Below are 18,334 nucleotides of genomic sequence, written 5' to 3'. Positions count from 1 at the left end.
GTTGATCGTGAGGAGCGTGTACGGCTTTGCCCCCGATGAGTGAGGGACGAGGGTGTCTGTGCGCCGGTTCCCGTTCCGGGCGCCGGGGGCGCGTGACCCCGGTCACGTTGGCCGGGCAAATCGGACACCATCTTTGTGCACGCGTTCACAAAGACATAGCCTGCATTCGACGGGGCGGTCATGTAGGGACGTATGACCGCCTACAGCCCCGCTCTACCCGCAGGAGCACCGTGGCAACTGGCCGAGCACACCGACCGGCGACCCGCAGCCGAGGGATTCCCGAGGCCACCGTCGCCAGGCTTCCGCTGTACCTCCGCGCGCTGACCGCGCTCTCCGAGCGCTCGGTGCCCACGGTCTCCTCCGAGGAGCTGGCCGCCGCCGCGGGGGTCAACTCCGCGAAGCTGCGCAAGGACTTCTCCTACCTCGGCTCCTACGGGACGCGTGGTGTCGGTTACGACGTCGAGTATCTCGTGTACCAGATCTCGCGCGAACTCGGCCTCACCCAGGACTGGCCGGTTGTGATCGTAGGAATCGGCAACCTGGGGGCCGCGCTCGCCAACTACGGCGGGTTCGCCTCCCGCGGTTTCCGGGTCGCCGCGCTCATCGACGCCGATCCGGCAATGGCCGGAAAGCCCGTCGCCGGCATCCCGGTGCAGCACACCGACGAGCTGGAGAAGATCATCCAGGACGACGGTGTCTCGATCGGTGTGATCGCGACCCCCGCCGGTGCCGCCCAGCAGGTCTGCGACCGCCTCGTGGCCGCCGGTGTCACCTCCATCCTCAACTTCGCGCCGACCGTGCTGAACGTCCCCGAGGGCGTCGACGTGCGCAAGGTCGACCTCTCCATCGAGCTGCAGATCCTCGCCTTCCACGAGCAGCGCAAGGCGGGCGAGGAGGCCGCGGCCGACACCGTCGTACCGCCCGTCGCCGCGCGCAAGCAGCAGCCCTCCACCGACCAGGGACCCGACGGGGATGTACCCGCCGTGATGCCGGCATGAGCCTCCTCGTCGTCGGGCTGAGCCACCGCAGCGCCCCCGTCAGCGTGTTGGAGCGCGCCTCGCTGAACGCGGACGCGCAGCTCAAGCTGCTCCAGGACACGGTCGCCGCCGAACCGGCCGCCGAGGCCGCGGTGCTGGCCACCTGCAACCGCATCGAGCTCTACGCCGACGTGGACAAGTTCCACGCCGGTGTCGCCGAGCTGTCCACGCTGCTCGCCCAGCACAGCGGGGTCGGCCTGGAGGAACTCACTCCCCACCTCTACGTGCACTACGAGGACCGGGCCGTGCACCACCTGTTCTCGGTGGCGTGCGGGCTGGACTCGATGGTGGTCGGCGAGGGGCAGATCCTCGGCCAGATAAAGGACTCCCTCGCCCGCGCCCAGGACCTGCACACCGCGGGGCGGCTCCTGAACGACCTGTTCCAGCAGGCGCTGCGGGTCGGCAAGCGCGCCCACTCCGAGACGGGGATCGACCGCGCCGGACAGTCCCTGGTCACCTTCGGCCTGGAGCAGTTGGCCGCCGGGGCCGACGTGCAGGGGTGGGCCCGGGGCAAGAAGGCCCTGGTCATCGGCGCCGGTTCGATGTCCTCGCTGGCCGCCGCGACGCTGGCGCGGTCCGGGGTCGCCGAGATCGTGGTCGCCAACCGCACCTTCGAGCGCGCCGAGCGCCTCGCCCGGATCCTGACGGAGGGCGACGACACGGACGTGCTGGCCCGCGCGGTACCGATGGACGCGGTGCCGGGCGAGCTGACACGTGCCGACGTGGCCGTATCCTGCACGGGCGCCACCGGGCTGGTCCTCACGGCCGACGCCGTGGCCGCGGCGGTGCAGGGGCGCACCGGCGTGCCCGCCGAGGCCGCCGCCGTCGACGTCGTCGTACCGGAGGAGCGGCGGGGTGCGGAAACGCCACTGCCGGCGGCCGGCGGCGACGAGAACTGCCCCCTGGACCTGTCCTCCGTCCCCTCCGGCTTCTCCGTCATGGGCGAGGCCGCCGTGGCCGGCATGGACGCGGCGACGCTGGAGCAGCACGGGGCCTGGGCCGCGGGCGGTACGGCGGTGGACCGGGCGCGCGAGACGGGCCGGCCGGGCCCGGAGGCGGAGGCCGAGCTGATCGGCGCGCTCGCCGCGACGGCGACGCGCGTCGGCCGCATCCCCGAGCGCCGCCGCCCGGAGCCGGTCGCCGAGGTGCCGCGTCCCGAGCCGGTGCTCTTCCTCCTCGACCTGGCGATGCCGCGCGACGTCGACGCCGCCGCGCACCGGCTGGCCGGGGTGCGCCTGGTGGACATCGAGTCGCTCGCCGACGCCTCCGCCGACGCCCCGATGGCCGCCGACGTCGACATGGTCCGCCGGATCGTCGCCGACGAGGTCGCCGCCTTCGGCGCCGCCCAGCGCGCCGCGCGGATCACGCCCACCGTGGTCGCGCTGCGCAGCATGGCCGCCGAGGTCGTGGCCGGCGAGATCGCCCGCCTGGAGGGGCGGCTGCCGGGGCTCGACGACAAGCACCGCGCCGAGATCACCCAGACCGTCAAGCGTGTGGTCGACAAGCTGCTGCACGCGCCGACGGTACGGGTCAAGCAGCTCGCCGCCGAACCCGGTGGCGCCGGGTACGCGGACGCGCTGCGCACCCTGTTCGACCTCGACCAGGAGACGGTGGCCTCCGTCTCCCGAGCCGGGAACAGCACCACTGAGAAGAACCGAGGGCCGGCATGACTGAGAAGGCACTGAGGCTGGGCACCAGGCGGAGCAAGCTCGCCATGGCCCAGTCCGGGCAGGTGGCGGACGCCGTGAGCCAGGTGACCGGTCGGCCCGTTGAGCTGGTCGAGATCACCACGTACGGCGACACGTCGCGCGAGCACCTGGCGCAGATCGGCGGCACGGGCGTGTTCGTCGCCGCGCTGCGCGAGGCGCTGCTGCGGGGAGAGGTGGACTTCGCGGTTCACTCGCTCAAGGACCTCCCCACCGCGCAGCACGAGGGCCTGGTCGTGGCCGCGATCCCGGTGCGCGAGGACCCGCGGGACGTGGTCGTCGCCCGGGACGCGCGCAAGCTGACCGACCTCCCGCGCGGGGCGCGCGTCGGCACGGGCGCGCCGCGCCGCATGGCGCAGCTCAACGCGTACGCCCGCACCCACGGCATGGAGATCGAGACGGTCCCGATCCGGGGCAACGTCGACACGCGCATCGGATACGTCCGCAGCGGTGAGCTGGACGCGGTCGTGCTGGCCGCCGCCGGCCTGAACCGGGTGGGACGCATCGACGAGGTGACCGACTTCCTGTCGGTCGACACGGTTCTGCCGGCCCCCGGCCAGGGGGCACTGGCGATCGAATGCCCCGCGGACAACGCGGAGTTGGTCGCCGCGCTCGCCGAACTCGACGACCCGTTCACGCGGGCCGCCGTGACGGCCGAGCGGTCACTGCTCGCCGCCCTGGAGGCCGGCTGCAGCGCCCCCGTGGGCGCGCTGGCCGACCTTCTGGCCGACGGGCAGACTGTCAAGGAAATGCGCCTGCGCGGCGTCGTCGGCACGACCGACGGCTCGACGCTGGTGCAGTTGTCCACCACCGGTCCCGTGCCCCAGACGCACGAGGAGGCGATGGCACTCGGTCGCGACATGGCCACCGAGATGCTCGCCCAGGGCGCGGCCGGTCTGATGGGGGAGCGAGCACATTGAGCCCCACCACCTTTCCCGCCGGTCCGGAACACGGGCACGTCACCTTCCTGGGTGCCGGACCCGGAGATCCGGGACTGCTGACTCTGCGCGCCGTGGAGGCGCTGGCCCACGCGGACGTCCTCGTCGCCGAGCACGAGGTGCTCGACGTCGTGCGTACGCACGCGAGGCAGGGCGTGTCGGAGGTGCACACGGACGCCGATGCGTCGGATCCGGGCACAGGCGCGCCCCAGCTCACGGTTGTTGACGGTGCGTCAACGACCCTGGGCGCCCCCGCTGTGCGGGATGCCGCACATCTTGTCATGGAGGCCGCGCGGGGCGGCAGGCGGGTCGTGCGTGCGGTCACCGGTGACCCCGGGCTCGACGCGTACGCCGCCGAGGAGATGCTGGCCTGCGCCGCGGCCGGGGTGCCCTTCGAGGTCGTCCCCGGCATCGCGAACGCCGTCGGCGTGCCCGCGTACGCCGGTGTGCCGCTGCGGGACGCGGAGGGCGCGGACGTGCGGTTCGTGGACGCCCGTACGGCCTCGGACCGGTGCTGGACCGAGGTGGGCGCCTCCGACGGCACGGTGGTCGTGTCGACGACGCTGGACGCGGTGGCAGCGGCGGCCGGCGAGCTGGTGTCGGCGGGCCGCAAGCCCGACACCCCGCTGACGGTGACGATCGCCGGTACGACGACCAGGCAGCGCACCTGGTCCGCGACGCTCGGCACGGTCGCGCAGACCCTGAAGCAGGCGAAGGTGCTGCCGTCCCCGGACGGCGGCCGCCCGGTGATAGCCGTGGTCGGCGAGCGCAGCGCATCCGCCCGGCGTGACCAGCTCTCGTGGTTCGAGTCCAAGCCGCTGTTCGGCTGGAAGGTCCTCGTGCCGCGCACCAAGGAGCAGGCGGCGTCGCTCTCCGACCAGCTCAGGTCCTACGGCGCGGTGCCGCACGAGGTCCCGACGATCGCGGTGGAGCCGCCCCGCACTCCGCAGCAGATGGAGCGCGCGGTCAAGGGCCTGGTCACGGGCCGCTACGAGTGGATCGCGTTCACGTCGGTCAACGCGGTGAAGGCGGTCCGCGAGAAGTTCGAGGAGTACGGGCTGGACGCCCGTGCCTTCGCCGGCATCAAGGTCGCCGCGGTCGGCGAGCAGACGGCCAACGCCCTCATCGCCTTCGGCGTGAAGCCGGACCTGGTGCCGAGCGGTGAGCAGTCGGCGGCGGGTCTGCTGGAGGACTGGCCGCCCTACGACCCCGTTTTCGATCCCATCGACCGGGTGTTCCTGCCCCGTGCCGACATCGCCACGGAGACCCTGGTCGCCGGTCTGATCGAGCTGGGCTGGGAGGTCGACGACGTCACGGCCTACCGCACGGTCCGCGCCTCGCCGCCCCCGGCCACGACCCGGGAGGCCATCAAGGGCGGCGGCTTCGACGCGGTGCTCTTCACGTCGTCCTCGACGGTCCGCAACCTGGTGGGCATCGCGGGCAAGCCGCACAACGTCACGGTGATCGCGTGCATCGGCCCGGCGACGGCCAAGACGGCCGAGGAACACGGGCTGCGCGTCGACGTCATGGCTCCGGAGCCGTCCGTCCACAAGCTGGCGGAGGCCCTGGCCGACTTCGGCCTGCGACGCCGGGCGGCGGCGCTGGAGGCGGGTGACCCGGTGACGCGGCCGAGCGAGCGGAGGCCGGGGGCGCGGAGACGGCGGTCTTCCACGTGAGGTGAGACGGGGCGCTCCTGGTTCGGGGGCGCCCCGTCGTCGTTCTCCCCCGACTCCCCGTGCATTGGTCTGGACCTGTCAATGCGAGGCGGTCTAGTATGCGATCGACATCGCACCACCTCCCCTGACATCCGGCGTTTTGTCGGGATGTCCATGGACAAACGGAGTTGGCACATGAAGCGACGTATCGCCCTGGCCGCTGCCGCTGTTGCCGCGGCCATCGCCCTGCCACTGTCCAGCGCCACCGCGGCGGAGGCCAGTACGTGGCGCATCGCCGGGTACTACACGACCGCTGCCGAGTGCGATCGCGCCGGGCAGGCCGGGGCGATCCTGTGGGGGCCGCTGTACATGTGCAAGTACACGGGGCAGCAGAACGGGCAGGACTGGTACGAGCTCTGGGTGCACTGACCGGGGCGTGGGACGAGCGCGTTGACAGTCCTGCGGGTCGGTGCGTGTAATGAGGGTGGTGCCGCGTGGCGCCGGTCAAAGAGCAGTGGGCCGGCCGGCGATCGGGCGAGCGCCCTTCCTCCAAGGGGTATGTGATGCGTTCCTGCTCCGCGCCCTGATCCCGGGATTCCCGACGCAGCGCTTCCGCGCGTCCCTCTCGTGCTCGTCCCTCATTCCTCCGCAGGCCGCGGCACGTGCCGTCGCCGCGGCCTGCCGTCCTGGAGACACAGAACTTCATGCCCACGTCGTTCCATCAGTCCGTCATCGACGAGTTCCGCGCCAACGAAGGCAAGGTCGGTGGCCCCTTCGCAGGCGGTGACCTGCTTCTGCTGACCACCACCGGTGCCCGGTCGGGCATCTCGCGGACCGTGCCGCTCGGTTACGTCCGTCACGAGGGGGCCCTGCTCGTCGTCGGGTCCAACCTCGGTGGTCCGCGGCATCCCGGCTGGTACCACAACCTGCTCGCCCGTCCCGTCGTCCGCGTGGAGGTGGGCACCGCCGACTTCGAGGCGCTCGCGGTGCCCGCCGAAGGGGAGCGGCGCGAGCAACTGTTCGCGTACGCCGTGCGGGTGGCGCCCGGCTACGGGGACTATCAGGCCCGCACCAGCCGGCCGCTGCCGGTCGTGGTGCTGGAGCGGGCCGAGCCCGAGGAGGGGGAGGGGCGGCCCCGCGAGGTGCGGACGCTCGCCGACAAGCTGCTGGAGGTGCACACCTGGCTGCGGGGGCAGTTGAAGCAGGTGCGGGCCGGGACCGAGGCGTACTTCGCGTCCCCGGAGGCGGCGGCCGGCGCGGCGCCCGGGCTCGGGCTGCAGATCCGGCAGCGGTGCCTGGCGTTCTGCCAGGCGCTGGAGTTCCATCACGCGAGCGAGGACGGGCATCTGCTCCCCGGCATCGCCCGTCATTATCCCCACCTGGGCGGCGTCTTCGACCGGCTCGCCGGCGAACACCGCACCGTCGCCCGCATCCAGGGGGAGCTGGCCGCCCTGCTGGTGCGGGTCACCGTCACCGAGCCGGAACGTTTCCGGCAGGAACTGGCCGCCATGTCCACCGAGTTGAACGCACATCTCGACTACGAGGAGGAGGTTCTGCTGCCCCTGCTGGCCGACGTGCCGTGGCCGCCGGCCGCGCCGCGGGTCACCTGATCGTGCGGATGAGCTTCTTGTTGACGAACTCCTCGATGCCCGCGCGGCCCAGTTCACGGCCGAAGCCGGAGCGCTTGATGCCGCCGAAGGGGAGTTCCGCGCCCTCCGCGCCGACGCCGTTGACGAAGACCATGCCCGCCTCGATGCGGTCGGCGACGCGGGCCGCCTGGGCGGGGTCGGTGGTGAAGACGTAGGAGCCGAGGCCGTAGGGGGTGTCGTTGGCGATGCGTACGGCGTCGTCCTCGTCGGCCGCCGGGAAGACCGTCGCCACCGGGCCGAACAGTTCCTGGCGGGCGGCGGTGTGCTCGGTGGTCAGGCCGGTGAGGACCCCGGCCGGGAAGTACGCCCCGTGCCGTTCGCCCTCGCTGTGCAGGGTGGCACCCTGGGCGACGGCCTCGTCGACCTGGCGGGCCAGTTGCTCGGCGGCGGCGACGGACGACAGCGGTGCCCCCGTCGCACTCGCGAGGAGGCGGGCGGTGAACCGCTCGGTGAACGCCTCGTACAGCTCCTCGACGACGATGAACCGCTTGGCCGCGTTGCACGCCTGGCCCGTGTTGTCGAGGCGGGCGGCGACGGCCGCCTCGACGACCGCGTCCAGGTCGTCGGTGGAGAGCAGCAGGAAGGGGTCCGAGCCGCCGAGTTCCAGGACGACCTTCTTCAGGTGCCGTCCGGCGATCTCGGCGACGGCGGCACCGGCCCGCTCCGAGCCGGTGAGCGAGACGCCCCGCACGCGCGGATCGGCGATGACCGTCGCGACCTGCTTGTTGGTGGCGTACACGTTGACGTAGGCGCCGGCCGGGAAGCCCGCCTCGGTGAAGAGCCGCTCCAGCAGCGCCGCGGTGGCGGGGCACTGGGGTGCGTGCTTGAGCACGAGGGTGTTGCCCAGGGCCAGGTTGGGGGCGGCGAAGCGGGCGACCTGGTAGGCCGGGAAGTTCCACGGCATGATGCCGAGCAGGACGCCGAGAGGGGAGCGCCGGACGACGGCGCTGCCGGGGCCCGAGGTGACGGGGAGCGGCTCGTCGGCGAGGAACTCCGGGGCGTGGTCGGCGTAGTAGTGGTAGATGTCGGCGCAGAAGTCGACCTCGCCCTCGGCCTCCGCCAGGGGTTTGCCCATCTCGCGGACGATGTTCGCGGCCAGCAGGTCGCGGTGCTCGGTGTGCAGGTCGCCCAGGCGGCGCAGCAGCGCGGCGCGTTCGGTCACCGTGCTCGTGCGGCCCCAGGCGGCGGCCTCGTGGGCGGCGGACACGGCCGCGGCGACGTCGGCGTCGGAGGCGGTGGGGTGGGTCTCGGTGACTTCGCCGGTGGCGGGGTCGGTCACGGCGTACATCGGGTCTCCGGGGGTGGGGGGGGGCGGGTGGCAGGGGCGGACGCCCTGGTCAGGGCTCCAGAATGGTGCGGACGCCGGTGTTGGCCCTGAGGTCGGCGAAGGCCTCGGCCGCCTCCGAGAGGGGGCGGACCCTGCCGATGAGTTCGTCCAGCGGGAGCCGGCCGGCCAGGTGGAGACGGGCGAGCTTCGGGATGTCGATCTCCCCGACGCTGGAGCCGTAGTTGCAGCCGAGTATGCGTTTGCCCTGGTCGGCGAGGTCGAACAGGTCGAAGGAGCCGTTCGCGCCGGTGGCGGCCATGCCGACCAGGACGGCGGCTCCGCCCGAGGTGAGCATGGCGGGGAGGGTCTCGACGACCCGCGGGCTGCCGATCGCCTCGAAGGCGTAGTCGACGCCGCCGAGATGCTCCTGGCACCAGGCGGCCACGTCCGTCTCCGCGCCGTCCAGGGTGTGGGTGGCGCCGAAGCGCCGGGCCACGGCGAGGCGTTCGGGGGAGAGGTCGACGGCGACGACGGGGTCGGCGCCCACCAGACGCAGGCCCATGACGACGCTCAGGCCCACGCCGCCCGTGCCGACGACGACCGCGGACTCGCCCGGGCGGACCCCGGCGGTGTTCATGACCGCACCGACTCCGGTGGTGATCGAGCAGCCCAGCAGCGCGCCGATGCCGAACGGCAGCTCCGCCGGCACCTTGACCGCCGCCGTCTCGGGGACGACGAGCCGGCTGGTGAAGGCGCCCAGCCCGAGGTAGGGCCAGACGGCCTCGCCCCGGGCGTCGGAGAAGGGGGTGCCTCCGTCGGGCAGGGTGTTGGCGACGGCCTTGGTGCCGGTGCACAGCCACGCCTGCCCGGCCACGCACCTGCGGCAGCGCCGGCACGGGGCGAACCAGGACAGGACGACGTGGTCGCCGGGGCGCAGGGCGGTGACCCCGGGCCCCGTGCCCGTGACGACGCCGGCCGCTTCGTGGCCGAGGACGAGGGGACGGTCGGTGGGCCAGTCGCCGGTCACGATGTGGAGGTCCGAGTGGCACACCCCGGCCGCGCGGACGTCGATCTCGACCTCGCCCGGGCCGGCGGGGCGCAGCGCCACCTCACGGGTGTGCAGTCCCGAGCCGGGTTCGAAGACGACGGCGGGGGAGAGTTGCGACGACATCAGGACGCGTTCACCTCTTCGGGGTTCGGCCGGGGGCCGGTGTGGTGCGGGAGCCGGGTGTGGGGTCTGGCCAGGGCGACGTAGGCGGCGCCGACGACGAGGAGTACGGAGAAGACGAGGACCACGGCCCACGTCTGGATCCAACTGCCGTCGGCCGGGGCCAGTTCGGCGCGCGGCCAGGCGATGTTGACCGCCTCGAAGAGCAGCCAGAGAACGGCGAGCACGTTGACGGCCAGGCCGAGCCTGCCCAGGCGCACCTGCCCGGCCGCCGGGTTCCACCGGCCGCTCAGGCGGGCGGCGAGCGCCACGAGGGCGACGGTGAGGAAGATGAAGTAGAAGCCGCCCGAGCCGAACGAGATAAGGGTCGCGGCGGCGTTGCCGTTCAGCCCCAGCAGGAGCCCCAGGACGGCCAGCACGGCGGTCGCGATGAGGGAGACGTACGGGATCTGGCGGGGGCCGATGGTGGCCAGGGTCGTGGAGAAGGGCAGTTGCCGGTCGCGGGCGAAGGCGAAGACGGCGCGGCCGATGTACGTCTGGATGGAGATGGCGCACGCGAGGAACGCGATCAGGACGACGACGATGAACGGCTTCTCGCTCCAGGCGCCCAGCCCGTCCGTCACGGCGGTGAAGACGGGGTCCGCGATCGCACCCGCCACGGCGTCGCGCGGCCTGCCGAGCGCCAGCGTCACCGCGATGCCGGTGAGCAGCACGGTGAAGGCGACGAACAGGTAGGCGCGCAGCAGGGCCCGCGGCACGCTGCGGCGCGGCTGCTCGGTCTCCTCCGCGACCTGCGTGGTCGCGTCGAAGCCCAGGAAGGCCCAGCCCGCCACGGCGAGGCAGGTCAGGAAGCCCGCCAGGACCGACCCGCCGGAGGCCCGGCCCGCCCCGAGGGTCTCGAAGAGGATGCCGAAGCCGTTGTTGCGGACGAACAGGAGGAGGATCAGGCTGACCGCGATGGAGGCGACGCCCTCGGCGATGATGCCCGCGTTGAGGAAGTGCTTCACCGGGTTGACGCCCAGCAGGTTGATGCCGAGCGCCACGGCGACGAAGACCACGCCGAGCAGGACATGGGTCACCGGTGAGGGGGTGCCGTCGGCGACGAGCATGTGCAGCCAGCTCGCCCCCAGGTAGGCCACGGTGGTCAGGGAGGCGACGGCGGAGGCCAGGTAGAGCCAGCCGACCAGCCAGCCCAGCCGGGGGCCGCCCAGCCGGCGCACCCACTGGTAGACGCCGCCCGTCATCGGGAACTGGGAGGACAGTTCGGCGTAGACGGTGGCCACCAGGAGCTGGCCGAGGAAGGCCACGACGACCGCCCAGATCCAGGCGGGGCCGGCGAAGACGAAGCCGAGCTGGACGACGGCGTAGATCCCGACGACCGGTGAGATGGTCGCGAAGCCGATCGCGAACACCGCCCAGGCGGACAGGGTGCGCTTCAGTTCTTGCTGGTAGCCGTAGTCGGCGAGGTCACCGGCATCGGTGCGAGTGTCGTTCACGTGCGTCCCCTGACCATGGTGCGTGCCGGAGCGGCGCTATTGGTCGCCTGACCAATTGCTTAATTGGTCGCACACTCAATAACATTCCCCCCATGACGTCAAGGGGTCCGGGAAAACGTGTGCGCAAGACGCCTGCCGAGCGCCGCCACGAGATCGTCACCACCGCGGCGCGGATCGGGCTCACTGAGGGGCTGGAGTGCATCACCCTGCGCCGGGTCGCCGAGGAACTGGGCGTCCAGTCGGGCCTGGTCGGCCACTACTTCCCGGCGGCCGACAAACTCGTGGCCGAGGCCTTCACGAGCGCCACGATGACGGAACTCGACGGGTTGCTTCCCGAGTGGCCCGCGGGGCCCGGGGCGAGTGGCGAGGAGGGGGGCGCGGAGGACCCGCGCGAGGGCGCCGCGCGTGATCCGCTGGACGCCCTGCGGCGCTTCTTCGGCCTCATCTCCAGCGACGACTTCGACGACGTGAGCCGGCTGTGGCTGAACGCGCGGCACCTCTCCCGGTACCGCCCGGTGCTCCGTGAGCACGTGGTGGAGCAGGAACTGCTGTGGTGCCGGCGCATCGAGCGGGTCGTCGCGGCGGGGGTGGACACGGCGGACTTCCGCTGCGGCGACCCCTGGGCGGCGGCCGTGCGCATTCTCGTCGCCATCGACGGCACCAGTGCGTACATCAACACCAGCGAGGAGCACCGGGCCGGTCCGCTGACCGGAGTGGCCCGCACCGTCGCGGAGGCGGAACTGGGGCTGCCGGCGGGGGCGCTGGAGGCCGGCGCCGGGTGACGGCCGGGAGCCGCCCGCGGCGCCCTACGCCGAGTCCAGCACCTCCTTGAGCCGGGCCAGGTCGGCCCTCACCGTGCTCGCGTCGCGTTCGAAGTCGGCGTCGGTCGTGCCCGGTTGCCGGCGGAGGGTGAAGACCACCTCGCTCGCCGTGCCGTCGGCGATGACGCGGACCGGGTTGTGGACGGTCTCGCCGGAGGGGAGCGTGACGTCGTGGTCGAGGACGCCCAGGTCGTTGCGGGGGACGAAGGCGACCTTGACCCGGCCGAGGGGTGAGGAGTCCGCGATCCAATCGTCCCCGGCCTTCTCGATCGATCCGCCGAGGCCGTGGGCCCACGCGGGCAGGTTCGCCGGGTCCGAGGCGTAGGCGTAGACCTCGCCGACGGGGCGGTCGACGCGGATGCTCAGGTGGCGTGATTCACTGCGGGAGCCGTTCATGGGGCCGACGGTAGCGGTCGCCGTCGCCGTTCTCTTGAACGAATCGGACACGGCTCCGTCGGACGGGCCCCGGCCGGAGGACGCCGGGGACCGACCGGCGTCCCGGGCACCCCGCCCGGTCCGGGCGGCAGCCGCACCGCATAGGCTGCCTGGCGGGTCAGCTCATCGGGATCACGGGGAGGGAACCGGTGAATCACACGGCCGAGGTCTTCCAGCCCTTGCAGGACGACGACCCGAGCACCGTGGCCGGCTACCGGCTCGCGGCCCGGCTCGGGGCGGGTGGCATGGGCCGGGTCTACCTGTCGCACACCCGGGGCGGCCGGCCCGTCGCCATCAAGGTCGTACGCTCGGAACTGGCCGACGACGAGACCTTCCGGCGGCGTTTCGGCCGGGAGATCAAGGCGGCCCGGAAGGTCAAGGGCGCCTACACCGCCGAGCTGATCGACGCCGACCCGGACGCCACCCCGCCCTGGCTGGCCACGCTGTACGTGCCCGGCCCCGCCCTGTCGGCCGCCGTCGCCCGCGGCGGACCGCTGCCGGTGCCCGCGGTGCTGTGGCTGATGGCGGGCGTCGCCGAGGCGCTGCAGGCCATCCACGGCGCGGGGATCGTGCACCGGGACCTCAAGCCCGCCAACGTCCTGCTGGCCGCCGACGGGCCGCGGGTCATCGACTTCGGCATCTCGCTCGCCGCCGACGGCACCGCGCACACCGCCACGGGCACCACCATCGGCACGCCCCAGTACATGGCCCCCGAGCAGGCCACCGGGGATGCCGTCACGGCGGCCACCGACGTGTTCTCCCTCGGGCAGACCGCCGCCTACGCGGCGCTGGGCAGGCCGCTGTACGGCGACGGCCCCGCCGCCACCGTGCTCTACCGGATCGTCCACTCCGAGCCGGACCTGTCCGGGCTGCCCGAGCGCCTGCGTGACGTGCTCGGCCGGTGTCTGGCCACCGAGCCCGGGGAACGGGCCACCCCGGCGGAGATCGTCGAGTGGTGCCGCCGGGAGCTGGGCCGGGACGACGCCGGGGAGGCGGCGGGCCAGGCCGTGTGGCGGGAGATCGCCGGGCCGCCGGTGACGGTTCCGCCGCCGGTCGCGGCCACCGGACCGGTGACCGTCGCGGCCCCGGGTGCGGCTCCGGGCGCGGCTCCGGGGCGGACCGCGACGCACACGGCGCCGTGGACCGCACCGCAGGGGGCCGCCTCGCAGGGGACCGCTCCCCTGCCCTGGCCGGGTGCGGCCGGACCGGGCGGGTGGCCGCTCGTGCCGCAGCGGCCGGACGGGCCGGAAGAGCGCAAGCGCCGCAGACGGCGCGCCGCCCTGGTCTCGGCCGCCGTCGTCGTCGCGTGCGGCCTGGTGGTCCTGGCGGGCTCGGCGCTCCTCGACGCGGCGGGGCGGGGCCAAGACCGGGCCCGTGACGCGTCGGCGTCCGCCTCCGCCTCTTCCTCGGAGTCCGCCCCGGCGCCCGGGTCCGCGTCCGGTGCGGCCCGTCCGGCGGGGGAGGGGGCGGCGGGGGACCGGGACGCGGCGTCGGGGACCGGTGCGGGGGCCGGCTCGTCCGCCGGAGGCTCCGACGGCTCCGACGGCTCCGACGGCTCCGCGGCCGGGACGGCGCCGCCGCGGGCCCACGCCTACGGCGGCCTGCTGGTGAACGGCGACAACTCGATCAGTCTCACCGAAGGCACGATGCGCGAGGACCGCAAGGGGGACATCCGCTTCGACTGCGCGAACACGAGCTGTGCCCTGGAGAGCGACTCCAGTGTCTTCATGATGCTGTTCGGCGACCCGGGCGCCACCTATGAGGAGTGCCGCCGGATGACCTCCGGCCGGGAGCCGTCCCATCGTCTTCCCCTGGCCGCCGCATCCGCCGGCCAGGAGATCTGCGTCAGGCGGAACAACGGGGACATCGCGCTGCTCGTCGTCCAGGTGAAGTCGACCGCCATGCCGGAATCCGCCTTCGTCACCATGGACACGACCGTCTGGCCCGCGAACAAGGACTGAGTCACCCCCGCGGAGCCGCCCGCCCGCCCATCCACCGCCCCAAAAATCATGCGAGCACGCTTGATTGTTATCCCCGCCCCTGCCATGCTCCTCCCCACACCGCCCCGCACATCGCCGTGCCCGAGGGGAGCGCCCCGTGTCCGACCCGACGCCCGTGATCGACGATCTGCGCGAGGAGAGCGAGGAACTCGACGCGCTGGTGGCCGAGTTGGGCCCCGAGGAATGGCGGCTGGCCACCCCGGCGCCCGGCTGGACGATCGCCCACCAGATCGCGCACCTGCACTGGACCGATCGCGCCGCCCTGGCCGCCGTCACCGACGAGGACGGGTTCGGGACGCTGGTCGAACAGGCCCTCGCCGCACCCGACCGGTACGTCGACGACGCCGCCGAGGAGGGCGCCGAGCAGCCCCCCGCCGAGCTGCTGACCGCCTGGCGCAAGGGCCGTACCGCCCTCGACGAGGCCCTGCGCGCCGCCGCCCCCGGTGCGCGCTTCCCCTGGTACGGCCCGCCCATGGCCACCGCGTCCATGGCCACCGCCCGCCTGATGGAGACCTGGGCGCACGGCCTGGACGTCGCGGCGGCGCTCGGTGTGTCCCGCCCGCCCACCGACCGCCTGCGCCACGTCGCCCGCCTCGGCGTCCGCACCCGGGACTTCGCCCACGCCGCCCGCGGACTCACCCCGCCCGCCGAGCCGTTCCGCGTCGAACTCACCGGCCCCGGCGGCGACCTGTGGACGTACGGCCCCGAGGACGCCCCGCAGCGCGTCACGGGCCCCGCGCTCGACTTCTGCCTGCTGGCCACCCAGCGCGCCCACCGCGCCGACCTCGCCCTCACCGCCGAGGGCCCGGACGCCGACCGGTGGCTGGACATCGCCCAGGCGTTCGCCGGGCCGCCCGGAGCCGGACGCCCGCCGCGGGGGGAGTCCCGGTGAGCGTGCTCCGCGTCGGCAACGCCTCCGGCTTCTACGGCGACCGCTTCTCCGCCCTGCGCGAGATGCTCACCGGCGGCCCCCTTGACGTGCTCACCGGCGACTACCTCGCCGAGCTGACCATGCTCATCCTGGGCCGCGACCGGTTGAAGGACCCCGGCGCCGGATACGCCCGCACCTTCCTGCGGCAACTGGAGGAGTGCCTCGGCCTCGCCCACGAGCGCGGCGTCAGGATCGTCGCCAACGCCGGGGGGCTCAACCCCGCCGGACTCGCCGACGCCGTACGGGCGCTGGCGGACCGGCTCGGCGTCCCCGTCCGCGTCGCGCACGTCGAGGGCGACGACCTCACCGCCGCCCACCCGGGCGCCCTGGCCGCACACGCCTACCTCGGCGGCTTCGGCATCGCCGCCTGCCTGCGGGCCGGGGCCGACGTCGTCGTCACGGGCCGCGTCACCGACGCCGCGCTGGTCACCGGGCCCGCCGCCGCGCACTTCGGCTGGGGGCCCACGGAGTACGACCGGCTGGCGGGCGCGGTCGTCGCCGGACACCTGCTGGAGTGCGGGGCGCAGGTCACCGGCGGCAACTACGCGTTCTTCCGGGACGGCGACGTACGGCACCCCGGCTTCCCGCTCGCCGAACTGCACGCCGACGGCACCTCGGTGATCACCAAGCACGACGGCACCGGCGGTTTCGTCGACACCGGCACCGTCACCGCCCAGTTGCTGTACGAGACGGGCGGCGCCCGGTACGCCGGTCCCGACGTCACCGCCCGGCTCGACACCGTACGGCTCACCCCCGACGGGCCCGACCGCGTCCGCGTCGAGGGTGTGCGCGGCGAGGCTCCGCCGCCCACCCTCAAGGTCGGCCTCAACCGCCTCGGCGGCTTCCGCAACGAGGTCGCCTTCGTGCTCACCGGCCTCGACGTCGAGGCCAAGGCCGCGCTGGTGCGGGAGCAGATGGAGCCCGTGCTGGGCAAGGTCGCCGACGTCCGCTGGGACCTGGTCCGCACCGACCGGCCCGACGCCCCGACCGAGGAGACGGCCAGCGCCCTGCTGCGGCTCGTCGTCCGCGACGCCGGCCAGGAGGCCGTGGGGCGGGCGCTGAGCGGCGCCGCGATCGAACTCGCCCTCGCCGGCTACCCGGGCTTCCACGTGCTCGCGCCTCCCGGGAAGGGCGCGCCCTACGGGGTCTTCGAAGCCCGCCACGTCCCCCGGGAGGCCGTCGAGCACGTCGCCGTCCTCCCCGACGGGCGGCGGACGACGGTCGCGCCCGCCCCGGACGCCGCCGTACTCGCACCCGTACCGGAACCGCCCCTGCCCGCACCCCTGCCGGCCGGCCCCGTCCGCCGTGCCCCGCTCGGCCTCGTCGCCGGGGCCCGCAGCGGCGACAAGGGCGGCGACGCCAACGTCGGCGTATGGGCGCGGACCGACGACGCCTGGCGGTGGCTCGCGCACGAACTGACCGCCGACCGGTTCCGCGAGCTGATCCCGGAGGCCCGCGACCTGCCCGTCACCCGGCACGTGCTGCCGAACCTGCGCGCCCTCAACTTCGTCGTCGAGTCCCTCCTCGGCGAGGGCGTCGCCGCGCAGGCCCGTTTCGACCCGCAGGCCAAGGCGCTCGGCGAGTGGCTGCGCGCCCGCCACCTGGACATCCCGGAGGTACTGCTGTGACGGTCCTGCCCACCGCCGTCGACCCGGCCGCCCCCGACCACCGCGCCCACCGCGAGGCCATGCTCGCCAAGCTCGCCGACCTCGACGCCGAACACGCCAAGGTCCTCGCGGGCGGCGGCGAGAAGTACGTCGCCCGGCACCGGAAACGCGGCAAGCTCCTCGCCCGCGAGCGCATCGAACTGCTCCTCGACCCGGACACGCCCTTCCTGGAGCTGTCCCCGCTCGCCGCCTGGGGGAGCGAGTACGCGGTCGGGGCCTCCCTCGTCACCGGCATCGGCGTCGTCGAGGGCGTCGAGTGCCTGATCACCGCCAACGACCCCACCGTGCGCGGCGGCGCCAGCAATCCCTGGTCGCTGAAGAAGGCCCTGCGCGCCAACGACATCGCCCTCGCCAACCGGCTGCCCTGCATCAGCCTCGTCGAGTCCGGCGGCGCCGACCTGCCCTCCCAGAAGGAGATCTTCATCCCCGGCGGCGCGATCTTCCGGGACCTGACCCGGCTTTCGGCGGCCGGTATCCCCACCGTCGCCGTCGTCTTCGGCAACTCGACCGCGGGGGGCGCCTACATCCCCGGCATGTCCGACCACGTGATCATGGTCAAGGAGCGCGCCAAGGTGTTCCTCGGCGGGCCGCCCCTGGTCAAGATGGCCACCGGCGAGGAGAGCGACGACGAGTCGCTGGGCGGCGCCGAGATGCACGCCCGCACCTCCGGCCTCGCCGACCACTTCGCCGTCGACGAACCGGACGCCCTGCGCCGGGCCCGTCGCGTCGTCGCCCGGCTCAACCACCGCAAGGCGTACGGCGATCCGCCCCTGGCCGAACCGCCCAAGTACGACCCCGAGGACCTCCTCGGCATCGTCCCCGGCGACCTCAGGACCCCCTTCGACCCGCGCGAGGTGATCGCCCGGATCGTCGACGCCTCCGACTTCGACGAGTTCAAGCCCCTGTACGGGACGAGCCTGACCACCGGCTGGGCCGCGCTGCACGGCTACCCGGTCGGCATCCTCGCCAACGCCCGAGGGGTCCTGTTCAGCGAGGAGTCGCAGAAGGCCGCCCAGTTCATCCAGCTCGCCAACCAGCGCGACATCCCGCTGCTCTTCCTCCACAACACCACCGGATACATGGTCGGCAAGGAGTACGAGCAGGGCGGCATCATCAAGCACGGCGCCATGATGATCAACGCGGTCGCCAACTCCCGCGTCCCCCACCTGTCCGTCCTCATGGGCGCCTCCTACGGCGCCGGGCACTACGGCATGTGCGGCCGCGCCTACGACCCCCGCTTCCTTTTCGCCTGGCCCAGCGCCAAGTCCGCCGTCATGGGCCCGCAGCAGCTCGCCGGCGTCCTGTCCATCGTCGCCCGCCAGTCGGCCGCCGCGAAGGGGCAGCCGTACGACGACGAGGGCGACGCAGCGCTGCGCGCCATGGTGGAGCAGCAGATCGAGTCCGAGTCGCTGCCCGTGTTCCTTTCCGGGCGGCTCTACGACGACGGCGTCATCGACCCGCGCGACACCCGCACCGTCCTCGGCCTGTGCCTCTCCGCGATCCACACCGCCCCCTACGAGGGCGCGCGCGGCGGCTTCGGCGTCTTCCGGATGTGAGGAACCAC

At 73.4% G+C, this 18,334-nt stretch carries 15 protein-coding genes; 11 read left to right on the top strand and 4 right to left on the bottom strand.

The window, feature by feature from the left end:
* Positions 1-230 precede the first annotated feature (230 nt).
* The 6 genes from IG88_RS0108835 (at position 231) to IG88_RS0108810 (ending at position 6,946) form a co-directional block, all read left to right on the top strand.
* A complete protein-coding gene (locus IG88_RS0108835; RefSeq protein WP_031037082.1) occupies positions 231-998 on the top strand; it encodes a redox-sensing transcriptional repressor Rex in 768 nt (255 codons plus the stop codon).
* Complete coding sequence (locus IG88_RS0108830) at positions 995-2,707, top strand: glutamyl-tRNA reductase (protein ID WP_031037079.1); 1,713 nt, start codon at positions 995-997, stop codon at positions 2,705-2,707. Before IG88_RS0108835 ends, IG88_RS0108830 begins: the two co-directional genes overlap by 4 nt.
* Entirely contained in the window at positions 2,704-3,663 is a 960-nt protein-coding gene (hemC, locus tag IG88_RS0108825) for a hydroxymethylbilane synthase (protein WP_031037076.1), read from the top strand. The genes IG88_RS0108830 and hemC overlap by 4 nt, the downstream gene beginning before the upstream one ends.
* The gene (locus IG88_RS0108820; RefSeq protein WP_031037074.1) at positions 3,660-5,357 is read left to right on the top strand and encodes a uroporphyrinogen-III synthase; all 1,698 of its coding nucleotides are present in this window, start codon (positions 3,660-3,662) and stop codon (positions 5,355-5,357) included. Before hemC ends, IG88_RS0108820 begins: the two co-directional genes overlap by 4 nt.
* A 174-nt stretch (positions 5,358-5,531) precedes the next feature.
* On the top strand, positions 5,532-5,765 hold the full coding sequence (locus IG88_RS0108815; protein ID WP_031037071.1) for a hypothetical protein: 234 nt from the start codon (positions 5,532-5,534) through the stop codon (positions 5,763-5,765).
* 275 nt (positions 5,766-6,040) lie between these two features.
* On the top strand, positions 6,041-6,946 hold the full coding sequence (locus tag IG88_RS0108810) for a nitroreductase/quinone reductase family protein (protein ID WP_031037068.1): 906 nt from the start codon (positions 6,041-6,043) through the stop codon (positions 6,944-6,946).
* Here the strand turns inward: IG88_RS0108810 and IG88_RS0108805 are convergent.
* From IG88_RS0108805 to IG88_RS0108795, 3 genes are read right to left on the bottom strand one after another with little or no spacing between them, the layout of a single operon-like run.
* Positions 6,939-8,273, bottom strand: a complete 1,335-nt coding sequence (locus IG88_RS0108805; RefSeq protein ID WP_031037065.1) for an NAD-dependent succinate-semialdehyde dehydrogenase — start codon at positions 8,271-8,273, stop codon at positions 6,939-6,941. The two genes, IG88_RS0108810 and IG88_RS0108805, sit on opposite strands and share 8 nt — an antisense overlap.
* A gap of 49 nt (positions 8,274-8,322) precedes the next feature.
* On the bottom strand, positions 8,323-9,423 hold the full coding sequence (locus IG88_RS0108800; protein ID WP_031037061.1) for an alcohol dehydrogenase catalytic domain-containing protein: 1,101 nt from the start codon (positions 9,421-9,423) through the stop codon (positions 8,323-8,325).
* A complete protein-coding gene (locus IG88_RS0108795; protein ID WP_037835564.1) occupies positions 9,423-10,916 on the bottom strand; it encodes an APC family permease in 1,494 nt (497 codons plus the stop codon). The genes IG88_RS0108800 and IG88_RS0108795 overlap by 1 nt, the downstream gene beginning before the upstream one ends.
* Before the next feature lie 92 nt (positions 10,917-11,008).
* On the opposite strand from IG88_RS0108795, the gene IG88_RS0108790 reads away from it, so the two are divergent.
* On the top strand, positions 11,009-11,698 hold the full coding sequence (locus IG88_RS0108790) for a TetR family transcriptional regulator C-terminal domain-containing protein (protein ID WP_031037057.1): 690 nt from the start codon (positions 11,009-11,011) through the stop codon (positions 11,696-11,698).
* 24 nt (positions 11,699-11,722) lie between these two features.
* Here the strand turns inward: IG88_RS0108790 and IG88_RS0108785 are convergent, their stop codons facing one another.
* Positions 11,723-12,133 carry an SRPBCC family protein gene (locus tag IG88_RS0108785; RefSeq protein WP_031037054.1) on the bottom strand — a complete coding sequence of 137 codons (411 nt, stop codon included), beginning with the start codon at positions 12,131-12,133 and terminating at the stop codon, positions 11,723-11,725.
* Positions 12,134-12,321: 188 nt separating this feature from the next.
* Here IG88_RS0108785 and IG88_RS0108780 point away from each other — a divergent pair, with 188 nt between their 5' ends.
* The 4 genes from IG88_RS0108780 (at position 12,322) to IG88_RS0108765 (ending at position 18,326) form a co-directional block, all read left to right on the top strand.
* Positions 12,322-14,133 carry a serine/threonine-protein kinase gene (locus IG88_RS0108780; RefSeq protein ID WP_031037051.1) on the top strand — a complete coding sequence of 604 codons (1,812 nt, stop codon included), beginning with the start codon at positions 12,322-12,324 and terminating at the stop codon, positions 14,131-14,133.
* Positions 14,134-14,269: 136 nt separating this feature from the next.
* Complete coding sequence (locus IG88_RS0108775) at positions 14,270-15,064, top strand: TIGR03084 family metal-binding protein (RefSeq protein ID WP_031037043.1); 795 nt, start codon at positions 14,270-14,272, stop codon at positions 15,062-15,064.
* Complete coding sequence (locus tag IG88_RS0108770; protein WP_031037039.1) at positions 15,061-16,731, top strand: acyclic terpene utilization AtuA family protein; 1,671 nt, start codon at positions 15,061-15,063, stop codon at positions 16,729-16,731. Before IG88_RS0108775 ends, IG88_RS0108770 begins: the two co-directional genes overlap by 4 nt.
* The gene (locus IG88_RS0108765) at positions 16,728-18,326 is read left to right on the top strand and encodes an acyl-CoA carboxylase subunit beta (RefSeq protein ID WP_031037037.1); all 1,599 of its coding nucleotides are present in this window, start codon (positions 16,728-16,730) and stop codon (positions 18,324-18,326) included. Before IG88_RS0108770 ends, IG88_RS0108765 begins: the two co-directional genes overlap by 4 nt.
* Positions 18,327-18,334 lie beyond the last annotated feature (8 nt).

Origin of the sequence: Streptomyces sp. NRRL F-5650 (assembly GCF_000721365.1) — a bacterium.
GTDB classification, from domain to species: Bacteria; Actinomycetota; Actinomycetes; order Streptomycetales; family Streptomycetaceae; genus Streptomyces; species Streptomyces ardesiacus.
Note: the sequence above shows the minus strand (reverse complement) of the source record. Positions and strands in the feature narration are given on the sequence as shown.

What these genes read in the sequence shown, in the direction of transcription:
- IG88_RS0108830 (WP_031037079.1), top strand. Translation starts at nt 995, where the DNA reads ATGAGCCTCCTCGTCGTCGGGCTGAGCCACCGCAGCGCCCCCGTCAGC.
- hemC (WP_031037076.1), top strand. Translation starts at nt 2,704, where the DNA reads ATGACTGAGAAGGCACTGAGGCTGGGCACCAGGCGGAGCAAGCTCGCC.
- IG88_RS0108815 (WP_031037071.1), top strand. Translation starts at nt 5,532, where the DNA reads ATGAAGCGACGTATCGCCCTGGCCGCTGCCGCTGTTGCCGCGGCCATC.
- IG88_RS0108810 (WP_031037068.1), top strand. Translation starts at nt 6,041, where the DNA reads ATGCCCACGTCGTTCCATCAGTCCGTCATCGACGAGTTCCGCGCCAAC.
- IG88_RS0108805 (WP_031037065.1), bottom strand. Translation starts at nt 8,273, where the DNA reads ATGTACGCCGTGACCGACCCCGCCACCGGCGAAGTCACCGAGACCCAC.
- IG88_RS0108800 (WP_031037061.1), bottom strand. Translation starts at nt 9,423, where the DNA reads ATGTCGTCGCAACTCTCCCCCGCCGTCGTCTTCGAACCCGGCTCGGGA.
- IG88_RS0108790 (WP_031037057.1), top strand. Translation starts at nt 11,009, where the DNA reads ATGACGTCAAGGGGTCCGGGAAAACGTGTGCGCAAGACGCCTGCCGAG.
- IG88_RS0108785 (WP_031037054.1), bottom strand. Translation starts at nt 12,133, where the DNA reads ATGAACGGCTCCCGCAGTGAATCACGCCACCTGAGCATCCGCGTCGAC.